Here is a 17,949-nt window from a genome sequence, read left to right on the forward strand (position 1 = left end):
TCATGATTTTCGGCTCATGCCATACCGCAGTGCGGAACCGGCGTTCGCCGCATCGTCGGTGGCGATATCCACCGATGCACCGGGGCGCAGGGTCTGGACGCCCTCGATGATCACCAGATCGCCGGGCGCAAGATCGCCTTCGACGATCACGCTGTCGCTTGTGCGCTGTCGGATCATGACGGGCACGCGCTGGGCCGCGTTGTCTCTGACCACCCAGACAAACGATCCGTCGCCGGTCCATTGGATCGCCAGCGGATCGACGACGGGCAGCGTGTCACCCGGAAAGGACAGCGTCACCGAAAACGCCTGACCCGCACGCAGGTTGTCGTCGGTATTCTCGACCTCACCCTGCACGCGCAACGTCCGGCTGGCACGGTCCACAACGTTGTCGAGCGCGGTGATCCGCCCTGCAATCACTTGGTCGGGCCGCGACAGCGGGGTCACATCCATCGACATCCCGATGGACAATTCGTTGATATAGCGTTCCGGAACGCGGAATTCGATCTGCAGGCTGGATCTGTCGGTGATCACGGCGATCGGTTCCTGCGCGCCGACGCGGTCACCCAATGCGGCCTCCAGCAGGCCGACCCAGCCGCTGATCGGCGCGGTGATGCGCCGCTGCTGAAGATCAAATTCCGCCTGCTCGACCTCAAGCTCGGCCGTGCGCAGCGCCAGTTCAGCCGCACGTATGCTTGCGCCGGCCACGGTGCCCGACGACCCCAACTGGCGCAGACGATCAACCTCGTCCATGGCATCGGCCACGACAAGGCGGGCGCGTTCCAGCGCGATCCGTTCGGCGGCATCATCGAATTGCGCGACAAGCGCGCCCGCTTCGACATAGCTGCCGGGGGCGACGGGCATATCGCGGATGATCCCGGTCGTGACGGACCGGATCGTCACCGTCTGCGCGGCACGGCCGTCACCGATGGCCGATATCCGGGCATTGACCTGCCCTCTCGTCACCTCGGACACGATGACCCTGCTTGCCCCGCCACCGAACCCGCCGCGACGTTCCTCTTCGGGCGCGGGTGGTGCAAGGCCGATCAGATCGTAGAAACCGGCCCTTTCCAGATAGGGCGCGGCCGCAGGGACGAAAGCGACCCAGATCGCGATGGTCGCGACAATCGCGACGATGCCTAGAACAAACTGCTTCATCGGGTTCACGCGGCTCCTGCCGTTCATCATTGGTACACTTGCTAGCCTGCGACGGGATATAGCGCCGCGCGCCCTTGACCCAAGAAATAATTTCAAACGCCAGATCAAACCGGGTCGTCATCGGCACCCGATCCACGATTGGCCAGCGACAAATCAACCGGCCCGGTCACCGCAGACGCGGGGCTGGTGACATGCGCCATCCTCTTTATCTGCGGCGCGTGTTTGGCTCTCGGTTCATTCGACAAGGACCGCGGCAAGCACAGCGTTCAAACACAGTGCGAAGAGGTCAAATATTTTGTGTATGATGCGCCCCATAACGGCAGGTTTTCTCAAATTTGTGAGAGAGACGCATGAAATTTCAGCGCAAACGCATGACTGCCTGCGGCACTAAGGCAAAAGCAACTGAGCCGGATCCTGCACCAACCCGACCGGGCGCGAATGCGCGTCGCCTGGAAACGACGCAGCCTGCCGGGCGGCCTCGATGCTTTGCGCAACCAACCCTGAAAGGGCTGACATCGCGGCGGCGTCGGTGCATCTTGCCGCGCGCAGCCCCTGGCATTGGGTGCCGACCCGCCACAGGCCCAATGTCATCGCCGCCCCTTTCAGCGTGTGCAAAGCGTCGTCAAGCCTATCGCCGGTGGAATAATCACCGTCCGGCGTGGCGATCAACGCAAGCGCATCGGCATCATGACGCAGCTGATCAAGCAGGTCACAGAACAGGTCCGACCCCAATTCATCCCGCACCGCATGCAATTGCGCCAGATCAAGCAGCGTGTCAGGGTCGGCGCGCGCGGTGGCGGCGTTGTCAGGCGGAACAGACGCAAAGCCGCGCAGCACCGATCCAAGCTTGTCTCGGGTCACCGGCTTGGCCACGAAATCCGTCATTCCCGCCTCAAGGCAGCGCTGGCGATCCTCGGCAAAGGCATTGGCGGTCAGGCCGATGATGGGCAGGTCGATGCCAAGCGCACGGATCGCGCGGGTCGCGGACAGACCGTCCATGACGGGCATCTGCAAATCCATCAGGACAAGGTCGAACACATCCTGCTGCACCCGGGCCAGCGCGATCTGCCCGTCCGCAGCTGTGACGACGCGCGCTCCGAAACTGTGCAGCAATGCTGCCGCCACCTCGCGGTTGACGGGGTTGTCCTCGACAAGCAGGACCCGCATGTCACGCGGCACGGCCGGCACGACAGGTGTTTCGCTGGCGGTGGGTGCCGCCGCCGGGGCAAGAACCGCAACAGGCAATTCCAGACAGAACGTGCTGCCCTTGCCGATCGCGCTGTCCACGCCGATCCGGCCTCCCATCCCCGTGACGATCCGTTTGCAGATCGCAAGGCCAAGGCCGGTGCCGCCGAAGCGGCGTGATGCCGAGCCTTCGATCTGGCTGAAATCGCGGAACAGCTTGTCGTGATCTGCCGGTGCGATCCCGATACCGCTGTCCTGCACGGCGATCCGCAAGCCCCCCTGCGGCAAAAGCAGGCCGCGGACGTTGACAGAACCTTCGGGCGTGAACTTGATCGCGTTGGCGACAAGGTTCAGCAACACTTGCCGCAGCCGTGTCTGATCGGTCACAACGGTGACGGCCGGCAAGTCGACATCGAACGACAAACCGGCATCCGCGACCCGCGTCTGGAACACGTCGCGCAAGACCACCGCGATTTCCGGCAGCGACACAGGCGCGTTGTTGAAAGTGACGCCGTTCGCGTCGAGGTTGGAATAGTCGAGAATATCGTTGATGATCTCCAGCAGCACGTGGCCGGACCGCCAGATCGTCAACGCGCGGCGGGCTTGCTCCGGATCAAGATTTGTCGTCCGCAACAGATCAGCGGATCCGATGATGCCGTTCAGCGGCGTTCTGATTTCGTGGCTCATCGTCGCAAGGAACATCGACTTTGCGGCGCTCGCCGCCTCGACTGCGGCGGCGCTGCGGGAATTGCGCACAGACAGGTCGCGCAATTGCTGCTGCGTCTGGGAAATGATGCGCAGATCCATGAACTGCAAGGTGATCGTCCCGACAAATGCCAGCGCGGCGATAGCCACAATCGTGGCCAGACGCTGGTACGCGACGAAGGTCTGTTGTCTGCCGTCGACCCGCGCGATGTTCAGCTGTTCGTTGGTGGCGATGACCAGATCGTTGCTCTTGGTCTGGATCAGACGGGCCTGATCCCGGATCAGCGGCAAGGCCTGTTCCAGCGCCGCCCTGTCGCTCGTACGCGCGTCTATGACTTTTGAAAGTGCGACGATCTCGTTCAGGACATCGCGGCCGATAGCCTGCAACGCATCAGAACCGCGAAAACTCTCGGCGAACACGCCCTTATGCAGCAACGTGATCCGGCTATAGACAAGGTCGAAACTGAGAACGACAGCGTCGATTGCCGCTGGGGCCGGGGCGTTCTTGGCCTCGAGCACCGTTTCGACCAGGCGGGATGCTTCGCGGTGGGTCTGGAACACCGCCCACATGGCGTCTTCACGGACGCTTTCCACCACGACTTGCTGACGGTCCTGCAAATTGGTGAAGAGATAGGCCGTGGTCGCGATCAGCACCACACCCAGGGCCGTCAGGACAAGCGTTGCCCATCCAACGGGCACCGACCAGCCCAGGGCCTTGGGCTGGTCCATATCAATCCTGCACTTCAATCCGGGCGATCTGCCAGACAGACCGCCCGAAATAGACTTCGTCGAACAGATCGGGGTTATCGTCGAACGGATAGATCAGGAACAACGGCCCCTTGTCGCGCACGGACATCATCTGCCCGTCGAGATGGGTTGCAAGCACCGCACCGAGATCGCGCAGGTCGGCAGCGGGCACGGTGGCGGCATAATCATTCAGCGCGACAACACGCAAGGTGCCACCTTGCGCGCCGACAGCTTCCAGCACGGCCAGTCCCAAAGGTCCGCTGAAATCATGCGTCGCGTCGAACCAGGGCGTTGCCGCGGTGATGGTGGCCTGTTGCAGGTCTTGCAGCATGGCGCGGTCGAACCGCGCGACGCCATCCCCGTTGGTATGCGTGATATTGCCGGAAACCGTCAGGACCACGTCACCCTCCGGGGAGCGCAATCCATCGGCCTGCGCCACCGATGCGATCAGCAGAACAACAAAAGTCATATTGTGTTTCATCTTGGGCATCTTTCCTTGTGGCATGTCAGGCTACATGTGTGGCCACAGAGTGATCGGGGTAATATCTTGCGATTTCGTTCAGTCCCGCGGTGAAAGCGGTGACGCATTGCGGGTCAAAATGGCGGCCGGACTGACGCAGGATTTCTGCATAGGCCTCATCGAACGACCAGGCCCTCTTGTAGGGCCGATCCGAACACAATGCGTCAAAGACGTCGGCAACGGCGGTGATCCGGGCCGCCAGCGGAATATCGGTGCCAGCCATGCCTTGCCCGTAACCCGTGCCGTCCCATTTTTCGTGGTGATGCAGCGCGATCTGGTGGGCCATGCGGATCAGGTCGCTTTCGCCGTCCTGCAGGATATCGGCCCCAATATCGGTGTGGCGCTGGATTTCGGTGCGTTCCGCGGGCGTCAGCGCGGCAGGCTTGTTCAGCAATGCATCGCTGATCCCGATCTTGCCGGTATCGTGTAGCGGCGCCGCCAGATAGATCGTCCGGCAATAGGTTTTGCTTTGCCCAAGCGTGCGGGCGATGATTTCGGCCACTGCGGCAACACGCGAAATATGCTGCATGGTCGTGCCATCGCGTCGTTCGATAGCACACGCGAGCCGCCAGATCAGTTCTTCCTCACGTTCGACCAGCTTGCGTGTCGCCTCCCGCACCTCGGCGTCGAGGTGACGTGCGCGATCCATCAGCGCAAGCTGCGCCTCGCGCAGCGCCAAAAGGTTGTGCGTCCGTACCCGCAGTTCTTCGGGGTCAAAGGGCTTGTTCAGGAAATCAGTGGCCCCTGCCCGCACCGCCGCAAGGCGCAGGTCCCTGTCATGATCAGCCGTCAACATGATGATCGGCACGAATTGGTAATCGGGTAACGTGCGCAGATGGGTGATGCAGGTGATCCCGTCCATATCCGCCATGCGGTAATCGACGAGCACCATGTCAAAGACGATATCCCGGCATCTGGCCAGCGCCGATATCCCGTCGGAAAAGCATTCGACGTCGTAGGTGTCGGTGCGGGATAAAACCGCCCGGTTGACACTGCGGCTGATCCGTTCGTCATCGACGATACATATGCGCATTGTCTGTCCTTCCTGTTGGTCTTCGTCCGGATTTGCCAGGCCCACTTATCCCAACGTCTGCCGGTTCGTTAAGCCTCTAAGAATAGACAATTCTAAGCGAATTCAACGTATCGGTGTTCCCCGACAGCAGCCAACCCGCGGGCGGCATCACGGTGCCAGCCGCGCCTTTCGGGCTGCCAGAAATACCCGTGCCGCCGGATCATGGCTCAGTGCGATCGCGCGGTCATAGGCCAGATCGGCGGCCTGCGCCTGTCCGGTCGCGGCCAGCAGATGGGCCCGGACGGCCCACCAGGGTTGGTACAGCGCCGCGCACGCGGGCGCGACCTCGTCCAGCACGGTCAGTCCCGCCGCAGGCGCGCCGGCGGCTGCCGTTGCAGCGGCAAGACCGGTCAGCGCGCCGGTCGTCGGATGGAGCGCGACCAGACCACGGTAAAGATCGACGATGGCCCCCCAGTCTGTCGGTCGCCCACTGCGCCGGTCGGCATGCGCAGCCGCGATGGCCGCCTCGATCTGGTAACGGCCAAGCGACGGACGGCGCGCGGCCAAGCACAGCGCCGCGTCTGCATCGTCCATCATGCGCGCGTCCCAAAGATCGGTGTCCTGGTCATCAAGTGGGACAAGGCACCCCGCCGCATCCACCCTTGCAGCCCGGCGCGCCCGCGTGAACAGCATCAGCGCAAAAAGCGCCTGCGCCTCGGATTCCTCGGGCATCTGTGCCGCAACAACGCTGCCCAGCCAGAGCGCCTCTTGCGCGAGAGAGTTGGATTTCGCGTCGCCCGCACCGCCGCCGTCGATCCCGACGGTAAAGGCCGCATAGATCGCATCAAGCACATGACCAAGGCGCGCAGCGCGTTCGGCCCCATCGGGCAGCGCAAAGCCGATCCCAACCGCCGCAATCTTTGACCGCGCGCGTGTCAACCGCTGGCCAAGCGTACCGGGCGCAATCAGAAAGGCCGCCGCCATCCGCCGCGCATCCAGCCCCAGCACGAGTTGCAGCATGAGCGGTGTGCGCATCCGGGCGTCGATTGCCGGATGGGCGCAGACGAACATCAGGTTGAGCGTCCGGTCCGGGGTCGCGTTTGTTCCCGCCGCGCGGCGTTCGTCGTCCAGCAGCGCAAGAGTATCGGCGGCGCGCGCGGCACGCGCTGACCGGCGCCCCGCATCGGCTGCGCTGTTGCGCGCCGTTGCAATCAACCATGCCTCTGGATTGGCCGGGATACCACGGTCAGGCCATGTTTCAAGCGCACGCACCACCGCCTCGGACAAGGCGTCCATGGCGTCTGTCATGCCAGTGCTGGCGGCCAGAATGGCGACGAGCCTGCCATGCGACAGGCGCGCCACCCTTTCGATCTCGTCAAATGCGCTCATGCCGTCGCGCGCATGACGACCGGTCGGACCTCGACCGCACCGGCCGCCGCCGCGGGGTTGAGCGCGGCCCAGTGCAATGCGGTATCCAGATCGGCCACGTCGATGATATAATATCCGCCGAATTGTTCCTTGCTCGCGGCATAGGGACCGTCCTGGATGTCGCGTTCCCCTGCACGCAGACGCAGCGTGGTCGCGGTATGCGACGGGTGCAAGGCGTTGCCGCTGACGAACACGCCCGCATCAATGAGGGCGCGTGTATACCGCTCCCAGACGGCACCGTCAGCGGCGGCGGCAATGGCCGCGGCATCGGCATTTTCGGACGCAAGCGTATAGTTGAGGATCATGTATTGCATGGCATCGGTCTCCTTTTCAGCGGGCGACGACGGCGGGCAGCAGCGCGGTCGGAGTCTTGTCGGCAGAGCACATGTCGTTGTCGGCGGGTCGGACGCCAAAATGCAGTCCATCGTCCGAAAATGCCAGAAGATCGTGATCCTGCCCGCAATCAGCCACCGGACGCCAGGCGGCGCAGCCCGTTTCGGAAATGTCGGCTTCGAGGTTAACGGTCAGTCCGCAGTCGGCCATCCCCATCGCAGCGGCAATTTCGGGGACCGGCGTCAACAGCGTCAGATGCTTCCAATCCTCATCAAAGACAGTGTGAAACGCGCCCGGCAGCTGGGTTGAAGCCGCCTGGACGTCATACCCGCCGCCGGTGCGGAACTGAAACGTGCGCTGGGTCATGCCGGGATCGAGCGCGTGGATGAATGTCAGGCTCCACTGGCCATCCGAAAAGACGAACTCTCGGGTGCCAAAGCCGCCATACCATTCCTCGACATGGGGACTGTGAAAGGTCCCGTGCAGGCCAAGAAGGGCCGCGCGGCCAGCATCTTGTGCAAACGCAGGTGTGGTCAGGGCCGTTGCGACTGCAAGGGCTGCATAAAGTGATTTCATGGGATCGTGCCTCCTTGGTTGGCGGCGCCCCCGATGGGCACCGATACCCCATGACGTTCGACCTACTCCCGTTTTCTACAAAGGCTGCGATTTTTTTCTCGACGACCACCGCGCATCTGCCCCGCGGGGGCAGGATCTGCGACACGGACGGGTCCGCCAGATTTGGTCCCAGTGCAGGCCTGCTGCCCGTGCGCTGATGGCGCAGGTTCCGCGCGCATGCCGGACCTTTCGGCACCCAATCACCGGACGGTCGAGATTGCCAAGGCATCGGGGCGCGCGGCCCCCACTGTTGATCATGGATGAGCCGACCGCCGTCCTGACGACGACGTGGTTATCGGTGCGCTGGAAGCCATCGCGCAGAACGCAGCGCAGTTTTGTTTGCCCGACAGCCCGTTCTGATCCTTTACCGTATCGGCGGATACCCGTCGGTCTGGGCCCCGTGATCGGCAAGATCGACGTTCGGCAGTCTTTTTTGCGACCCGTGCTTTCGCCCCCAGATTTGCGCGCAACCGGGCTTGCATTCTTGTAGCCTGCGGAAACCTTCCCATATCTCTCGGTGACGGCAACGGACGAGTTTGCGGAGACGACGATGGGCTATCTGAAAACAGGGATCCTGATGGCGGCGATGACCGCGCTTTTCATGGGCATCGGCTATCTGATGGGCGGTGTCGGGGGCGCTGTTATCGCGCTGGCGGTCGCAGCGGCGATGAACGCCTACACCTGGTGGAATTCCGACAAGCTGGTCCTGCGGATGCACGGTGCCCAGCCCGTGATGCCTGGTGATCGCATGGGCCTGCATGCCCTGACAGCCGACCTCGCGCGGCAGGCAAGCCTGTCCGAACCAAAGGTCTATCTGATCGACACGCCCCAGCCCAATGCCTTTGCGACCGGGCGCAATCCCGCGCATGCGGCGGTCGCCGTGACGACGGGCCTGATGCGCAGCCTGAACCGCGAGGAACTGGCCGGGGTGATCGCGCATGAACTGGCCCATATCCGCAACCACGACACCGCGATCATGACGGTGACCGCGACCTTTGCCGGTGCGATTTCAATGCTGGCCAATTTCGCGCTGTTCTTCGGCGGCACCCGGGAACGGCTTGGGCTGATCGGTACGTTGTTGCTGATGGTCCTCGCGCCCTTCGCGGCGGCGCTGGTGCAGATGGCGATCAGCCGGACGCGCGAATATGCCGCCGACAAGGCCGGGGCAGAGATTTGCGGCAACCCGCTCTGGCTCGCCTCGGCGCTGGAAAAGATCGCCGTGGGCGCAGCGCGGATCGACAACACCGCTGCGGAACGGAACCCCGCAACCGCGCATATGTTCATCATCAATCCACTGCATGCGCACAAGCACGATAATCTTTTCGCGACCCATCCCGCGACCCAGAACCGCGTGGCCGCGCTGCGTGCCATGGCGGGACAGGCCCGCCCCGAGGCCGCACGACAGCCCGCCCGCACGGGCGTCCCGTCGACACGCAGGCGCAGCGGACCCTGGTCCTGACGCGCGGGGCGGCGGCCGGGGCGCCCCCGGTCAGGCGCCTGTCGCGTTGCGCTGTGCTGCGATCGTCACGGCGGTATTCCAGCCACGGCACTCAGCGTCGAGTCTTCTGGGCAAGGCCGCGTCCGTATAGAACCCGTCAATCTGCGCAATCGACCCGATCCGCGCAGGCGCGCGCCGTGCGAATTTCGACTGGTCGGCCACCAGAAAACTGCGCCGTGCCTGCCGCAGGATCGCCTGGCTGACGCCCACTTCGTGAATGTCATAATCGAGCATGTCGCCGTCTTCATCCAGCGCCGAACAACTGATGACGGCCAGATCGAACTTGAACTGGCCGATGGCCTGTGTCGTCACGGTGCCCACAAGCCCCGCATCGGTGCGCCGCAGCAATCCACCGACGACGATGATCTCGCAATGCGGATTATCGACCAGAATGTTCGCGACATTCAGATTGTTGGTCAGCACCATGATATCGCGATGCCGCAGCAGCGCGCGGGCCACAGCCTCGGTCGTGGTACCGATGTTCAGGAACAGGGAACAGCCATTCGGAATATCGCGTGCGCAGGCCTGCGCGATGGCGGCCTTGCCTGCCTCGTTCAGGTCGCGGCGGTCCTGATAGCCGATATTGGCCACCGTCGAGGGCAGGATCGCGCCACCATGCACGCGCTGCAACTTGCCCTGATCGGACAATTCGGACAGATCGCGCCGGATCGTCTGCATCGTGACGGCAAATTTCGCGGCAAGATCTTCGACGCTGACCCGCCCGTCGCGGCGGGCGATGATCTGGATATCGCGCAAGCGTTCAGCCTGTGACATGGCAAAGACCCTTTCCGGGGCGGAGTGTATCAATTTTTGCCGACGATCCGAATCGCGGGTTTCGGACGGAATGTTCGTTTTCACGATATGCTGCGCCGCCGCGATCATGCAACAAGGAACATAATGGCAACAAACCGCTTTTAATTTTTCGTTTTTACGAAAACGAACAAATAATGCGGCGAAAACGAAAAAACTTGCGCATCGAACGGGGCCGCGTCTAGGTTTGCGGTGGTCGTCCCGACGACCCACGCGAGGGGAGAGCGTATGGCACAATCTGCGCAAAACAGCGCTGACATCCACGACCTGCTGGTCATCGGAGGCGGCATCAACGGCTGCGGCATTGCGCGTGATGCGGCCGGGCGCGGGCTGTCGGTGGTGCTGGCCGAAAAAGGCGATCTGGCGGGAGCCACATCCTCGGCTTCGACCAAGCTGTTTCATGGCGGGCTGCGGTATCTGGAATATTTCGAATTCCGGCTGGTCCGCGAGGCGCTGATCGAACGCGAGACCCTGTTGCGCGCGATGCCGCATATTTCATGGCCGATGCGTTTCGTGCTGCCGTATCACAAGGACATGCGGTTCGACAGCGACACGCCGACATCGCGGCTTTTGGGCGTCGTCATGCCGTGGATGAAAGGGCGCAGGCCCGCATGGCTGATCCGGCTGGGTCTGTTTCTTTATGACAATCTTGGTGGGCGGAAAATCCTGCCGGGGACGACGACAATCAGCCTGACGGACACACCCGAAGGCAAGCCGCTCCAGGACCGCTTTACCCAAGCCTATGAATATTCCGACGCCTGGGTCGAGGATTCACGCCTTGTCGTGCTGAACGCCCGCGACGCCGAGGCGCGCGGCGCCACGATCATGACACGGACAGAGGTTGTGTCGGCGGAAGCCACGAACGGCATCTGGCGCGCCACGGTCCGCGACGACGACGGTGATCGCATCATCGCAGCGCGGATGCTGGTCAATGCATCGGGGCCATGGGCCGGAGAGATCATCCACGAAACGCTGCGTCTGAACAGCCCCGAGAACGTGCGCCTTGTGCGCGGCAGCCATATCGTCACGCGCAAGCTTTACGATCATGACAAATGCTATTTCTTTCAGGGCACGGACGGGCGGATCATTTTTGCGATCCCCTATGAGCAGGATTTCACGCTGATCGGCACAACCGATGCCGAACATGATGATCCATCGCGCAACCCCGTCTGCACGGACGAGGAACGCGATTACCTGTGCGCTTTCGCGACCCAGTATTTCAAACGCCCGGTGAACGAGGACGATATCGTCTGGACCTATTCCGGGGTTCGCCCGCTTTATGATGACGGTGCAAGCTCGGCCACCGCCGCGACCCGCGACTACACGCTCAAGGTCGACACATCGGCGGGCGCGCCCGTGCTGAACATCTTTGGCGGCAAGATCACGACATACCGGCGGCTGGCGGAATCCGCACTGGACAAGATCGGGGCCGTGCTGCCCTTGTCGCAGGACAAATGGACGGCGGGTGTGGCTTTGCCAGGGGGCGATTTTCCGCATGACGGCGTGGCCGATCTGGTCGCGGGATTGCGCCGTGACTACCCGTTCCTGACCGATTTCTGGGCGCGGCGGCTGGTACGGGCCTATGGCACCGAAGCCCGCGATCTGCTGGGCCAGGCCAAGGACGCCGCCGGTCTCGGCCGCGATTTCGGCGCGACCCTGACCGAGGCAGAGGTCCGCTGGCTTCTGACCCGGGAATATGCCCGCAACGCCGAGGATGTCCTTTGGCGACGGTCGAAACTGGGCCTGCGGCTGAACCAACACCAAGTGGCGGCGCTGGAGGAGTGGATCGCCAGCCATGCAAGGAAAATCATGCGCGCCGCAGAGTAACGACGGCGCATCGGGGGAGGAGAGAACATGTCGCTTGAACTGGATGGCGTCAGCAAGGTGGTTGACGGGCAGAGCCATATCTACCCGACGGACCTGACGCTGGAACGCGGGACGATGAACGTGCTGTTGGGGCCGACATTGTCGGGCAAGACCACGCTGATGCGCCTGATGGCGGGGCTGGATGTCCCCGCGACCGGGCGCGTCATCTGGGAAGGCCGTGACGTGACCGGGATGCGCGTGCAGGACCGCAAGGTCGCGATGGTCTATCAGCAATTCATCAACTACCCGTCGATGACGGTTTACGACAACATCGCCTCGCCGTTGAAGCTGATGGGGCTGAACCGCGCCGAGATTGACCGCAAGGTGCGCGAGGCTGCCGACCTGATGCAACTGGCCCCCATGCTGGACCGCAAACCATTGGAATTGTCGGGCGGGCAGCAACAGCGCTGCGCGCTGGCCCGCGCGCTGGTCAAGGGCGCGGGGCTGGTGTTGCTGGACGAACCGCTCGCCAACCTCGATTACAAGCTGCGCGAGGAGTTGCGCGCCGAAATCCCCCGCATCTTTGAAGAATCCGGCGCGATCTTTGTCTATGCCACCACCGAACCCGAAGAGGCGCTATTGCTGGGCGGCAATGTCGCCACAATGTGGCAGGGCCGGATCACGCAGTTCGGACCGACGCCCGCAGTTTACCGCCAGCCCAAGGATGCCACGACCGCGCGGGTCTTTTCGGATCCGCCGATGAATTTCACCGGCTTCGTCAAGACTGGCGACAAGATCGACTTTGGCAAGGGCCCGATGCCTGCAAGAGGCGCCTTGGCGCATCTTGCCGAGGGCCGCTATGTGGCCGGGTTCCGTCCTGATCATCTGCATCTGAAGGCGCAGGGCAGCGACGGTCTGGATTTTGACTGCACGTTGCGGGTGACGGAAATCACCGGGTCCGAAACCTTTGTGCATCTGGACCATACCGGCGACCGTTGGGTCGGGCTGATCCACGGCGTGCATCACCTGCAATTCGGTGCGCCGATCAATGTCTGGCTTGATGTCGCCCATGTCTATGTCTTCACCGAAGCGGGCGATCTGGTCGCGCCGGCATCTTATGCGGCGGCGGCCTGAGGGGAACGGCATGGTACAAATCACACTCGACAATCTGGCACATTCCTATCTGCCCAACCCGCAGGGCGAGGATGATTTCGCGCTCAAGCAACTTGATCATGTCTGGAAGGACGGCGAGGCTTATGCCCTGCTGGGGGCCTCGGGCTGCGGGAAATCGACGCTGCTGAATATCATCTCAGGCCTGCTGGTCCCGTCACGCGGGCGCATCCTGTTCGGTGACCGCGACGTGACGCATCAGGACACCGTGGCACGCAATATCGCGCAGGTGTTCCAGTTTCCCGTGGTCTACGACACGATGACCGTGGGCGACAATCTGGCCTTTCCGTTGCGCAACCGCGGGATGGCCCCGGCCGCAATCGCCGAACAGGTGCAAAAGATCGCTGCCATGATCGGGATGGAAGATCAGCTCAAGCGCAAGGCGCGCGGCCTGACGGCGGATGCCAAGCAAAAGATCAGCCTTGGCCGCGGCATGGTGCGCGAGGATGTGAACGCGATCCTGTTCGATGAACCGCTGACCGTGATCGACCCGCATATGAAATGGGAATTGCGCACGCAATTGAAGGCGCTGCACAATGAATTCGGTCATACGATGATCTATGTGACCCACGACCAGACCGAGGCGCTGACCTTTGCCGACAAGGTCGTGGTCATGCATGACGGCCGCGTCGTCCAGCTTGGCACGCCGGAGGAATTGTTCGACACGCCGGAACATACCTTTGTCGGCTATTTCATCGGATCACCCGGCATGAACCTGATCGACGCAGAGGTCGCGGGCGACACCGCCCAGTGCGGCGGTCATGCGATTGATCTGGGCGGCCATTACCGCACGCCCAAGGGCCGTGTGCAAATCGGTATCCGCCCTGAATTCGTCACACTGACGGCGGGCGATCGTGGCCTGCCCGTCACGATCAAACGGATCGAGGATGTGGGCCGTCACCAGATCCTGCGCGCCGAATTCGCAGGCAAGCCGATCAACGCGATCCTGCCCGAAGGCTTTGCCGTCCCCGCAGGCGCGAACCGTCTGCATTTCGCGCCTGACCGGATCAACGTCTATGCCGATGACTGGCGCGTGGCACCGCTCCATGCTGTCGCAAACCCCGTGAAAGAGGCTGTCTGATGGATAAGGTACAAAACAACAAGGCATGGTTTCTGGTGTTGCCAGTGCTGGTGCTGGTGGCGTTTTCCGCCGTCATCCCGCTGATGACCGTAGTGAATTATTCGGTGCAGGACACGTTCGGCAACAACGTCTTTTTCTGGGAAGGTCTGGGCTGGTTCGAACAGGTCCTGACCGACAGCCGCGTGCATGGGGCCTTGGGCCGGCAGCTTGCGTTTTCGGGGATCATTCTGGCGATCCAGATTCCGCTCGGCATCGCGATTGCGGTCTGCATGCCGAAAAAGGGGTTCTGGGCCTCGGTCTGTCTGGTGCTGATGGCACTGCCCTTGCTGATCCCGTGGAACGTGGTCGGCACGATCTGGCAGATCATGGGGCGCGGCGATATCGGGCTGGTGGGCTACAGCCTGTCAGCGCTCGGCATCGACTGGAACTATGCCCGCGACCCGCTGCATGCCTGGATCACCGTCATCGTGATGGATGTCTGGCACTGGACATCGCTGGTGGCCCTGCTGGCCTATGCCGGTCTGCAATCCATCCCGCAGGCCTATTATCAGGCGGCGAAAATCGATCAGGCGAGCCGCTGGTCGGTGTTCCGCTATATCGAATTGCCCAAGATGCAGGGCGTGCTGCTGATCGCGATCCTGCTGCGCTTCATGGACAGTTTCATGATCTATACCGAACCTTTCGTCGTCACTGGCGGCGGGCCGGGATCGGCGACATCGTTCCTGTCGATCGATCTGGTGAAAATGGCGCTGGGACAGTTCGATCTTGGCCCTGCGGCGGCATTTTCGCTGATGTATTTCCTTGTGATCCTGCTGGTGTCCTGGGTGTTCTACACCGTCATGACCAACCTTGATAAAGCGGAGGGCCGGTAGAATGGTTGCCACAACAGAAACCTTCACCGCCACCGCCCGCAGGTCGGCATTTCCCAAGGTGCGCGCCCGGCATGTCGTGATGGTCGCCTACCTGCTGTTCATGCTGATCCCGATCTACTGGCTGACCAAGATGAGCCTGCAGACCAATCAGGAGATCCTGGGTGGTTTCACGCTCTGGCCGCAGAACCCGACGCTGGACAATTACCGCGTCATCCTGACCGATCCGTCGTGGTACATGGGCTATGTCAATTCGATCACTTACGTCGTGATGAACACCGTGCTGTCGCTGGCGGTGGCGCTGCCTGCGGCCTATGCCTTTAGCCGTTACCGGTTTCTGGGCGACAAGCATCTGTTCTTCTGGCTGCTGACAAACCGCATGGCGCCACCGGCCGTTTTCGCGCTGCCATTCTTCCAGCTTTATTCCAGCGTGGGCCTGTTCGACACGCATATCGCGGTCGCGCTTGCGCATACGCTATTCAACGTGCCGCTGGCCGTCTGGATCCTTGAAGGGTTCATGCGCGGCGTGCCCAAGGAAATCGACGAGACCGCCTATATCGACGGCTATTCGTTCCCGCGCTTTTTCATCAAGATCTTCATGCCGCTGATCGCCAGTGGCATCGGGGTCGCCGCGTTCTTCTGCTTCATGTTCTCGTGGGTCGAATTGTTATTGTCACGCACGCTGACGGCGGTGAACGCGCAGCCCATCGCGTCGATCATGACGCGGACGGTGTCGGCCTCGGGGCTGGACTGGGGCGTGCTTTGTGCGGCGGGGGTCCTGACCATCGTGCCGGGTGCCTTGGTGATCTATTTTGTCCGCAATTACATCGCCAAGGGCTTTGCCCTGGGCCGCGTCTGAAGGGGGGGAAACCGATGTCATTTGCATGGATGGCCTGGACCGGCCCGACCGCGATCTTCTTTGGTGTGATCGCCTGCGTGCTGCTGCTGTTCACGTTTCTGGGCATAAAGTACCCCGAAACACCCCGGCGCGGCATTCTGATGATTGAAACGACGCGGGGTGACCGGTTGTTCATCACGCTGCTGGGATCAGCCTTTATCAACGCAGGCTGGCTCGCGACAACTGGGCTGCCGCAATACTGGGCTTTGGGAATTTGCGCGTTCTATGCCGCAGCGGTGTTCCGCTGGGTGTAGGTGCGCGCAAGTAAAGGCATGACCGGACCGGAGGGATGAGGCCCGATGACGTCCCGGTCATGCAAGACTGAAAAGAAGGTTCAATCCATGGGAGGATTTACACAATGAACCACATGTTTAAGACGTCCACAGCGCTGGCTTTAGCGCTGACAGTGACGGGGGTTCCGGCATTCGCCGATATGGACGCCGCCCGCGCTTTCCTTGACGAACATATCGGCGACATGTCCGCGCTGACCCGCGAGGAGCAGGAAGCCGAACTGCAATGGTTCATCGACGCCGCCGAACCGTTCCGCGGCATGACGATCAACGTCGTGTCCGAGACGATCACGACGCATGAATGGGAATCCAGCGTGCTGGCCCCCGCCTTCAGCGAGATCACCGGCATCAATTTCACCCACACCCTGATCGGTGAAGGCGATGTGGTCGAACGGCTGCAAACGCAGATGCAGACCGGCGAGAACGTGTTTGATCTGTACATCAACGACGCCGACCTGATCGGCACGCACTGGCGCTATCAGCAGGCGCGCAACCTGACCGACTGGATGGCCGGCGACGGTGCTTCCGTGACCAACCCCGGTCTTGATCTGGACGATTTCATCGGTCTGTCCTCGGCCACCGGCCCGGACGGCAAGCTCTACCAATTGCCGGTCCAGCAATTCGCCAACCTCTACTGGTTCCGCCACGATTGGTTCACTGACCCTGAAATCATGGCCGCCTTCGAAGAAGCATATGGCTATCCGCTGGGCGTGCCGGTGAACTGGTCGGCCTATGAAGATATCGCCGCCTTCTTTACAGGCCGCGAGATTGACGGGCAGACGGTCTATGGTCACATGGATTACGGTCGCCGCGACCCGTCCCTTGGCTGGCGTTTCACCGATGCGTGGCTGTCGATGGCCGGTGCATCCGATCTTGGCCTGCCGAACGGTGTGCCTGTCGATGAATGGGGTCTGCGCGTCAACGAGAACTTTCAGACTGTCGGGTCCTGCATGGAACGCGGTGGTGCCACCAACAGCCCCGCCGCCGTCTATTCGATCGAGAAATATGTCGACTGGCTGCAGAACTACGCACCGCCAGAAGCCAACGGCATGAACTTCTCGGAATCGGGGCCTGTGCCTGCGCAGGGCGCGATCGCGCAGCAGATCTTCTGGTACACGGCCTTTACCGCCGACATGGTCGCCCCCGGTCTGCCCGTGATGAACGAGGACGGCACACCGAAATGGCGCATGGCCCCCAGCCCGCATGGCACCTACTGGCAGGACGGCATGAAGGTCGGCTATCAGGATGTGGGTTCCGCCACCATTCTGGAATCGACCCCCGTGGACCGCGCACAGGCCGCATGGCTTTACGCGCAGTTCATCGCGTCCAAAACGGTGGATGTGGCCAAGTCGCACTACGGCCTGACCTTCATCCGCGAATCCACAATCAACCACGACAGCTTTACCGAGCGTGCGCCACAATTGGGCGGTCTGGTGGAATTCTACCGGTCGCCAGAGCGTGATCTGTGGACCGACACAGGCTTCAACGTGCCCGACTATCCACGTCTGGCGCAATTGTGGTGGCAGAACATCGGTGACGCCTCATCCGGCGCACGCACCGCACAGGAAGCCATGGACGCGCTTTGCGCCGAACAGGAAGCCGTGATGGAACGTCTCCAGCGTGCGGGCGTGCAAGGGGAATTCGGCCCGTTGCTGAACGAACCGCAGGATGCGTCCTTCTGGCTGGAACAGCCCGGCGCACCATGGCCCAAGCTCGACGATGAAAAAGGCGCACCGCAGACCATCGCCTATGAAGAGCTGATCCGCCGCTGGACGGAATAACGATCATCGGGGGCGACCTCCACGCCCCCGATCCCGTGGCGAAGCG

16 protein-coding genes are annotated in these 17,949 nt (G+C 62.2%); 8 read left to right on the forward strand and 8 right to left on the reverse strand.

Annotated elements, in window-relative coordinates:
- The 7 genes from H147_RS0114020 to H147_RS0114055 form a co-directional block, all read right to left on the reverse strand.
- Positions 1 to 1,155, reverse strand: coding sequence for an efflux RND transporter periplasmic adaptor subunit (locus H147_RS0114020; RefSeq protein WP_019956013.1), 1,155 nt, complete (start codon positions 1,153 to 1,155; stop codon positions 1 to 3).
- Between the two features lie 387 nt (positions 1,156 to 1,542).
- On the reverse strand, positions 1,543 to 3,774 hold the full coding sequence (locus H147_RS0114030) for a hybrid sensor histidine kinase/response regulator (protein WP_019956015.1): 2,232 nt from the start codon (positions 3,772 to 3,774) through the stop codon (positions 1,543 to 1,545).
- Position 3,775: 1 nt separating this feature from the next.
- Complete coding sequence (locus H147_RS0114035; protein ID WP_245541151.1) at positions 3,776 to 4,261, reverse strand: putative pterin-binding protein; 486 nt, start codon at positions 4,259 to 4,261, stop codon at positions 3,776 to 3,778.
- Between the two features lie 37 nt (positions 4,262 to 4,298).
- Positions 4,299 to 5,345: an HD domain-containing phosphohydrolase gene (locus tag H147_RS0114040; RefSeq protein ID WP_043700036.1), complete on the reverse strand. Its 1,047-nt coding sequence runs from the start codon at positions 5,343 to 5,345 to the stop codon at positions 4,299 to 4,301.
- A 147-nt stretch (positions 5,346 to 5,492) separates the two neighbouring features.
- Positions 5,493 to 6,713: an RNA polymerase sigma factor gene (locus H147_RS0114045; protein WP_019956018.1), complete on the reverse strand. Its 1,221-nt coding sequence runs from the start codon at positions 6,711 to 6,713 to the stop codon at positions 5,493 to 5,495.
- Positions 6,710 to 7,066, reverse strand: coding sequence for a YciI family protein (locus H147_RS0114050; RefSeq protein WP_019956019.1), 357 nt, complete (start codon positions 7,064 to 7,066; stop codon positions 6,710 to 6,712). The genes H147_RS0114045 and H147_RS0114050 overlap by 4 nt, the downstream gene beginning before the upstream one ends.
- Before the next feature lie 16 nt (positions 7,067 to 7,082).
- On the reverse strand, positions 7,083 to 7,661 hold the full coding sequence (locus H147_RS0114055; protein ID WP_019956020.1) for a hypothetical protein: 579 nt from the start codon (positions 7,659 to 7,661) through the stop codon (positions 7,083 to 7,085).
- Between the two features lie 589 nt (positions 7,662 to 8,250).
- Here H147_RS0114055 and htpX point away from each other — a divergent pair.
- Positions 8,251 to 9,159, forward strand: a complete 909-nt coding sequence (htpX, locus tag H147_RS0114065; RefSeq protein WP_026352542.1) for a zinc metalloprotease HtpX — start codon at positions 8,251 to 8,253, stop codon at positions 9,157 to 9,159.
- A gap of 30 nt (positions 9,160 to 9,189) precedes the next feature.
- On the opposite strand, the gene H147_RS0114070 is transcribed toward htpX, so the two are convergent.
- Positions 9,190 to 9,972 (reverse strand): DeoR/GlpR family DNA-binding transcription regulator, encoded by a 783-nt coding sequence (locus H147_RS0114070; RefSeq protein WP_043700039.1) that lies wholly within the window; start codon positions 9,970 to 9,972, stop codon positions 9,190 to 9,192.
- A gap of 264 nt (positions 9,973 to 10,236) precedes the next feature.
- On the opposite strand from H147_RS0114070, the gene glpD reads away from it, so the two are divergent.
- From glpD to H147_RS0114105, 7 genes are all read left to right on the forward strand, one after another.
- Positions 10,237 to 11,835, forward strand: coding sequence for a glycerol-3-phosphate dehydrogenase (gene glpD, locus H147_RS0114075; protein ID WP_019956024.1), 1,599 nt, complete (start codon positions 10,237 to 10,239; stop codon positions 11,833 to 11,835).
- Positions 11,836 to 11,862: 27 nt separating this feature from the next.
- A complete protein-coding gene (locus H147_RS0114080) occupies positions 11,863 to 12,948 on the forward strand; it encodes an ABC transporter ATP-binding protein (protein ID WP_019956025.1) in 1,086 nt (361 codons plus the stop codon).
- 10 nt (positions 12,949 to 12,958) lie between these two features.
- Positions 12,959 to 14,065, forward strand: coding sequence for an ABC transporter ATP-binding protein (locus H147_RS0114085; protein WP_043700043.1), 1,107 nt, complete (start codon positions 12,959 to 12,961; stop codon positions 14,063 to 14,065).
- Entirely contained in the window at positions 14,065 to 14,937 is an 873-nt protein-coding gene (locus H147_RS0114090; RefSeq protein WP_019956027.1) for a carbohydrate ABC transporter permease, read from the forward strand. Before H147_RS0114085 ends, H147_RS0114090 begins: the two co-directional genes overlap by 1 nt.
- 79 nt (positions 14,938 to 15,016) lie before the next feature.
- Positions 15,017 to 15,793 (forward strand): carbohydrate ABC transporter permease, encoded by a 777-nt coding sequence (locus H147_RS0114095; protein ID WP_245541153.1) that lies wholly within the window; start codon positions 15,017 to 15,019, stop codon positions 15,791 to 15,793.
- A gap of 14 nt (positions 15,794 to 15,807) precedes the next feature.
- The gene (locus tag H147_RS0114100) at positions 15,808 to 16,086 is read left to right on the forward strand and encodes a DUF2160 domain-containing protein (RefSeq protein ID WP_019956029.1); all 279 of its coding nucleotides are present in this window, start codon (positions 15,808 to 15,810) and stop codon (positions 16,084 to 16,086) included.
- Between the two features lie 104 nt (positions 16,087 to 16,190).
- Complete coding sequence (locus H147_RS0114105) at positions 16,191 to 17,903, forward strand: ABC transporter substrate-binding protein (RefSeq protein ID WP_026352543.1); 1,713 nt, start codon at positions 16,191 to 16,193, stop codon at positions 17,901 to 17,903.
- Positions 17,904 to 17,949: the final 46 nt, after the last annotated feature.

The sequence above is a fragment of the Yoonia vestfoldensis DSM 16212 genome (assembly GCF_000382265.1).
GTDB lineage: Bacteria > Pseudomonadota > Alphaproteobacteria > Rhodobacterales > Rhodobacteraceae > Yoonia > Yoonia vestfoldensis.

What these genes read in the sequence shown, in the direction of transcription:
- H147_RS0114030 (WP_019956015.1), bottom strand. Translation starts at nt 3,774, where the DNA reads ATGGACCAGCCCAAGGCCCTGGGCTGGTCGGTGCCCGTTGGATGGGCA.
- H147_RS0114045 (WP_019956018.1), bottom strand. Translation starts at nt 6,713, where the DNA reads ATGAGCGCATTTGACGAGATCGAAAGGGTGGCGCGCCTGTCGCATGGC.
- H147_RS0114100 (WP_019956029.1), top strand. Translation starts at nt 15,808, where the DNA reads ATGTCATTTGCATGGATGGCCTGGACCGGCCCGACCGCGATCTTCTTT.
- H147_RS0114095 (WP_245541153.1), top strand. Translation starts at nt 15,017, where the DNA reads ATGGTCGCCTACCTGCTGTTCATGCTGATCCCGATCTACTGGCTGACC.
- H147_RS0114085 (WP_043700043.1), top strand. Translation starts at nt 12,959, where the DNA reads ATGGTACAAATCACACTCGACAATCTGGCACATTCCTATCTGCCCAAC.
- H147_RS0114090 (WP_019956027.1), top strand. Translation starts at nt 14,065, where the DNA reads ATGGATAAGGTACAAAACAACAAGGCATGGTTTCTGGTGTTGCCAGTG.
- H147_RS0114055 (WP_019956020.1), bottom strand. Translation starts at nt 7,661, where the DNA reads ATGAAATCACTTTATGCAGCCCTTGCAGTCGCAACGGCCCTGACCACA.
- H147_RS0114020 (WP_019956013.1), bottom strand. Translation starts at nt 1,155, where the DNA reads ATGAAGCAGTTTGTTCTAGGCATCGTCGCGATTGTCGCGACCATCGCG.
- H147_RS0114105 (WP_026352543.1), top strand. Translation starts at nt 16,191, where the DNA reads ATGAACCACATGTTTAAGACGTCCACAGCGCTGGCTTTAGCGCTGACA.
- H147_RS0114080 (WP_019956025.1), top strand. Translation starts at nt 11,863, where the DNA reads ATGTCGCTTGAACTGGATGGCGTCAGCAAGGTGGTTGACGGGCAGAGC.
- htpX (WP_026352542.1), top strand. Translation starts at nt 8,251, where the DNA reads ATGGGCTATCTGAAAACAGGGATCCTGATGGCGGCGATGACCGCGCTT.
- H147_RS0114050 (WP_019956019.1), bottom strand. Translation starts at nt 7,066, where the DNA reads ATGCAATACATGATCCTCAACTATACGCTTGCGTCCGAAAATGCCGAT.
- H147_RS0114035 (WP_245541151.1), bottom strand. Translation starts at nt 4,261, where the DNA reads ATGACTTTTGTTGTTCTGCTGATCGCATCGGTGGCGCAGGCCGATGGA.
- glpD (WP_019956024.1), top strand. Translation starts at nt 10,237, where the DNA reads ATGGCACAATCTGCGCAAAACAGCGCTGACATCCACGACCTGCTGGTC.
- H147_RS0114040 (WP_043700036.1), bottom strand. Translation starts at nt 5,345, where the DNA reads ATGCGCATATGTATCGTCGATGACGAACGGATCAGCCGCAGTGTCAAC.
- H147_RS0114070 (WP_043700039.1), bottom strand. Translation starts at nt 9,972, where the DNA reads ATGTCACAGGCTGAACGCTTGCGCGATATCCAGATCATCGCCCGCCGC.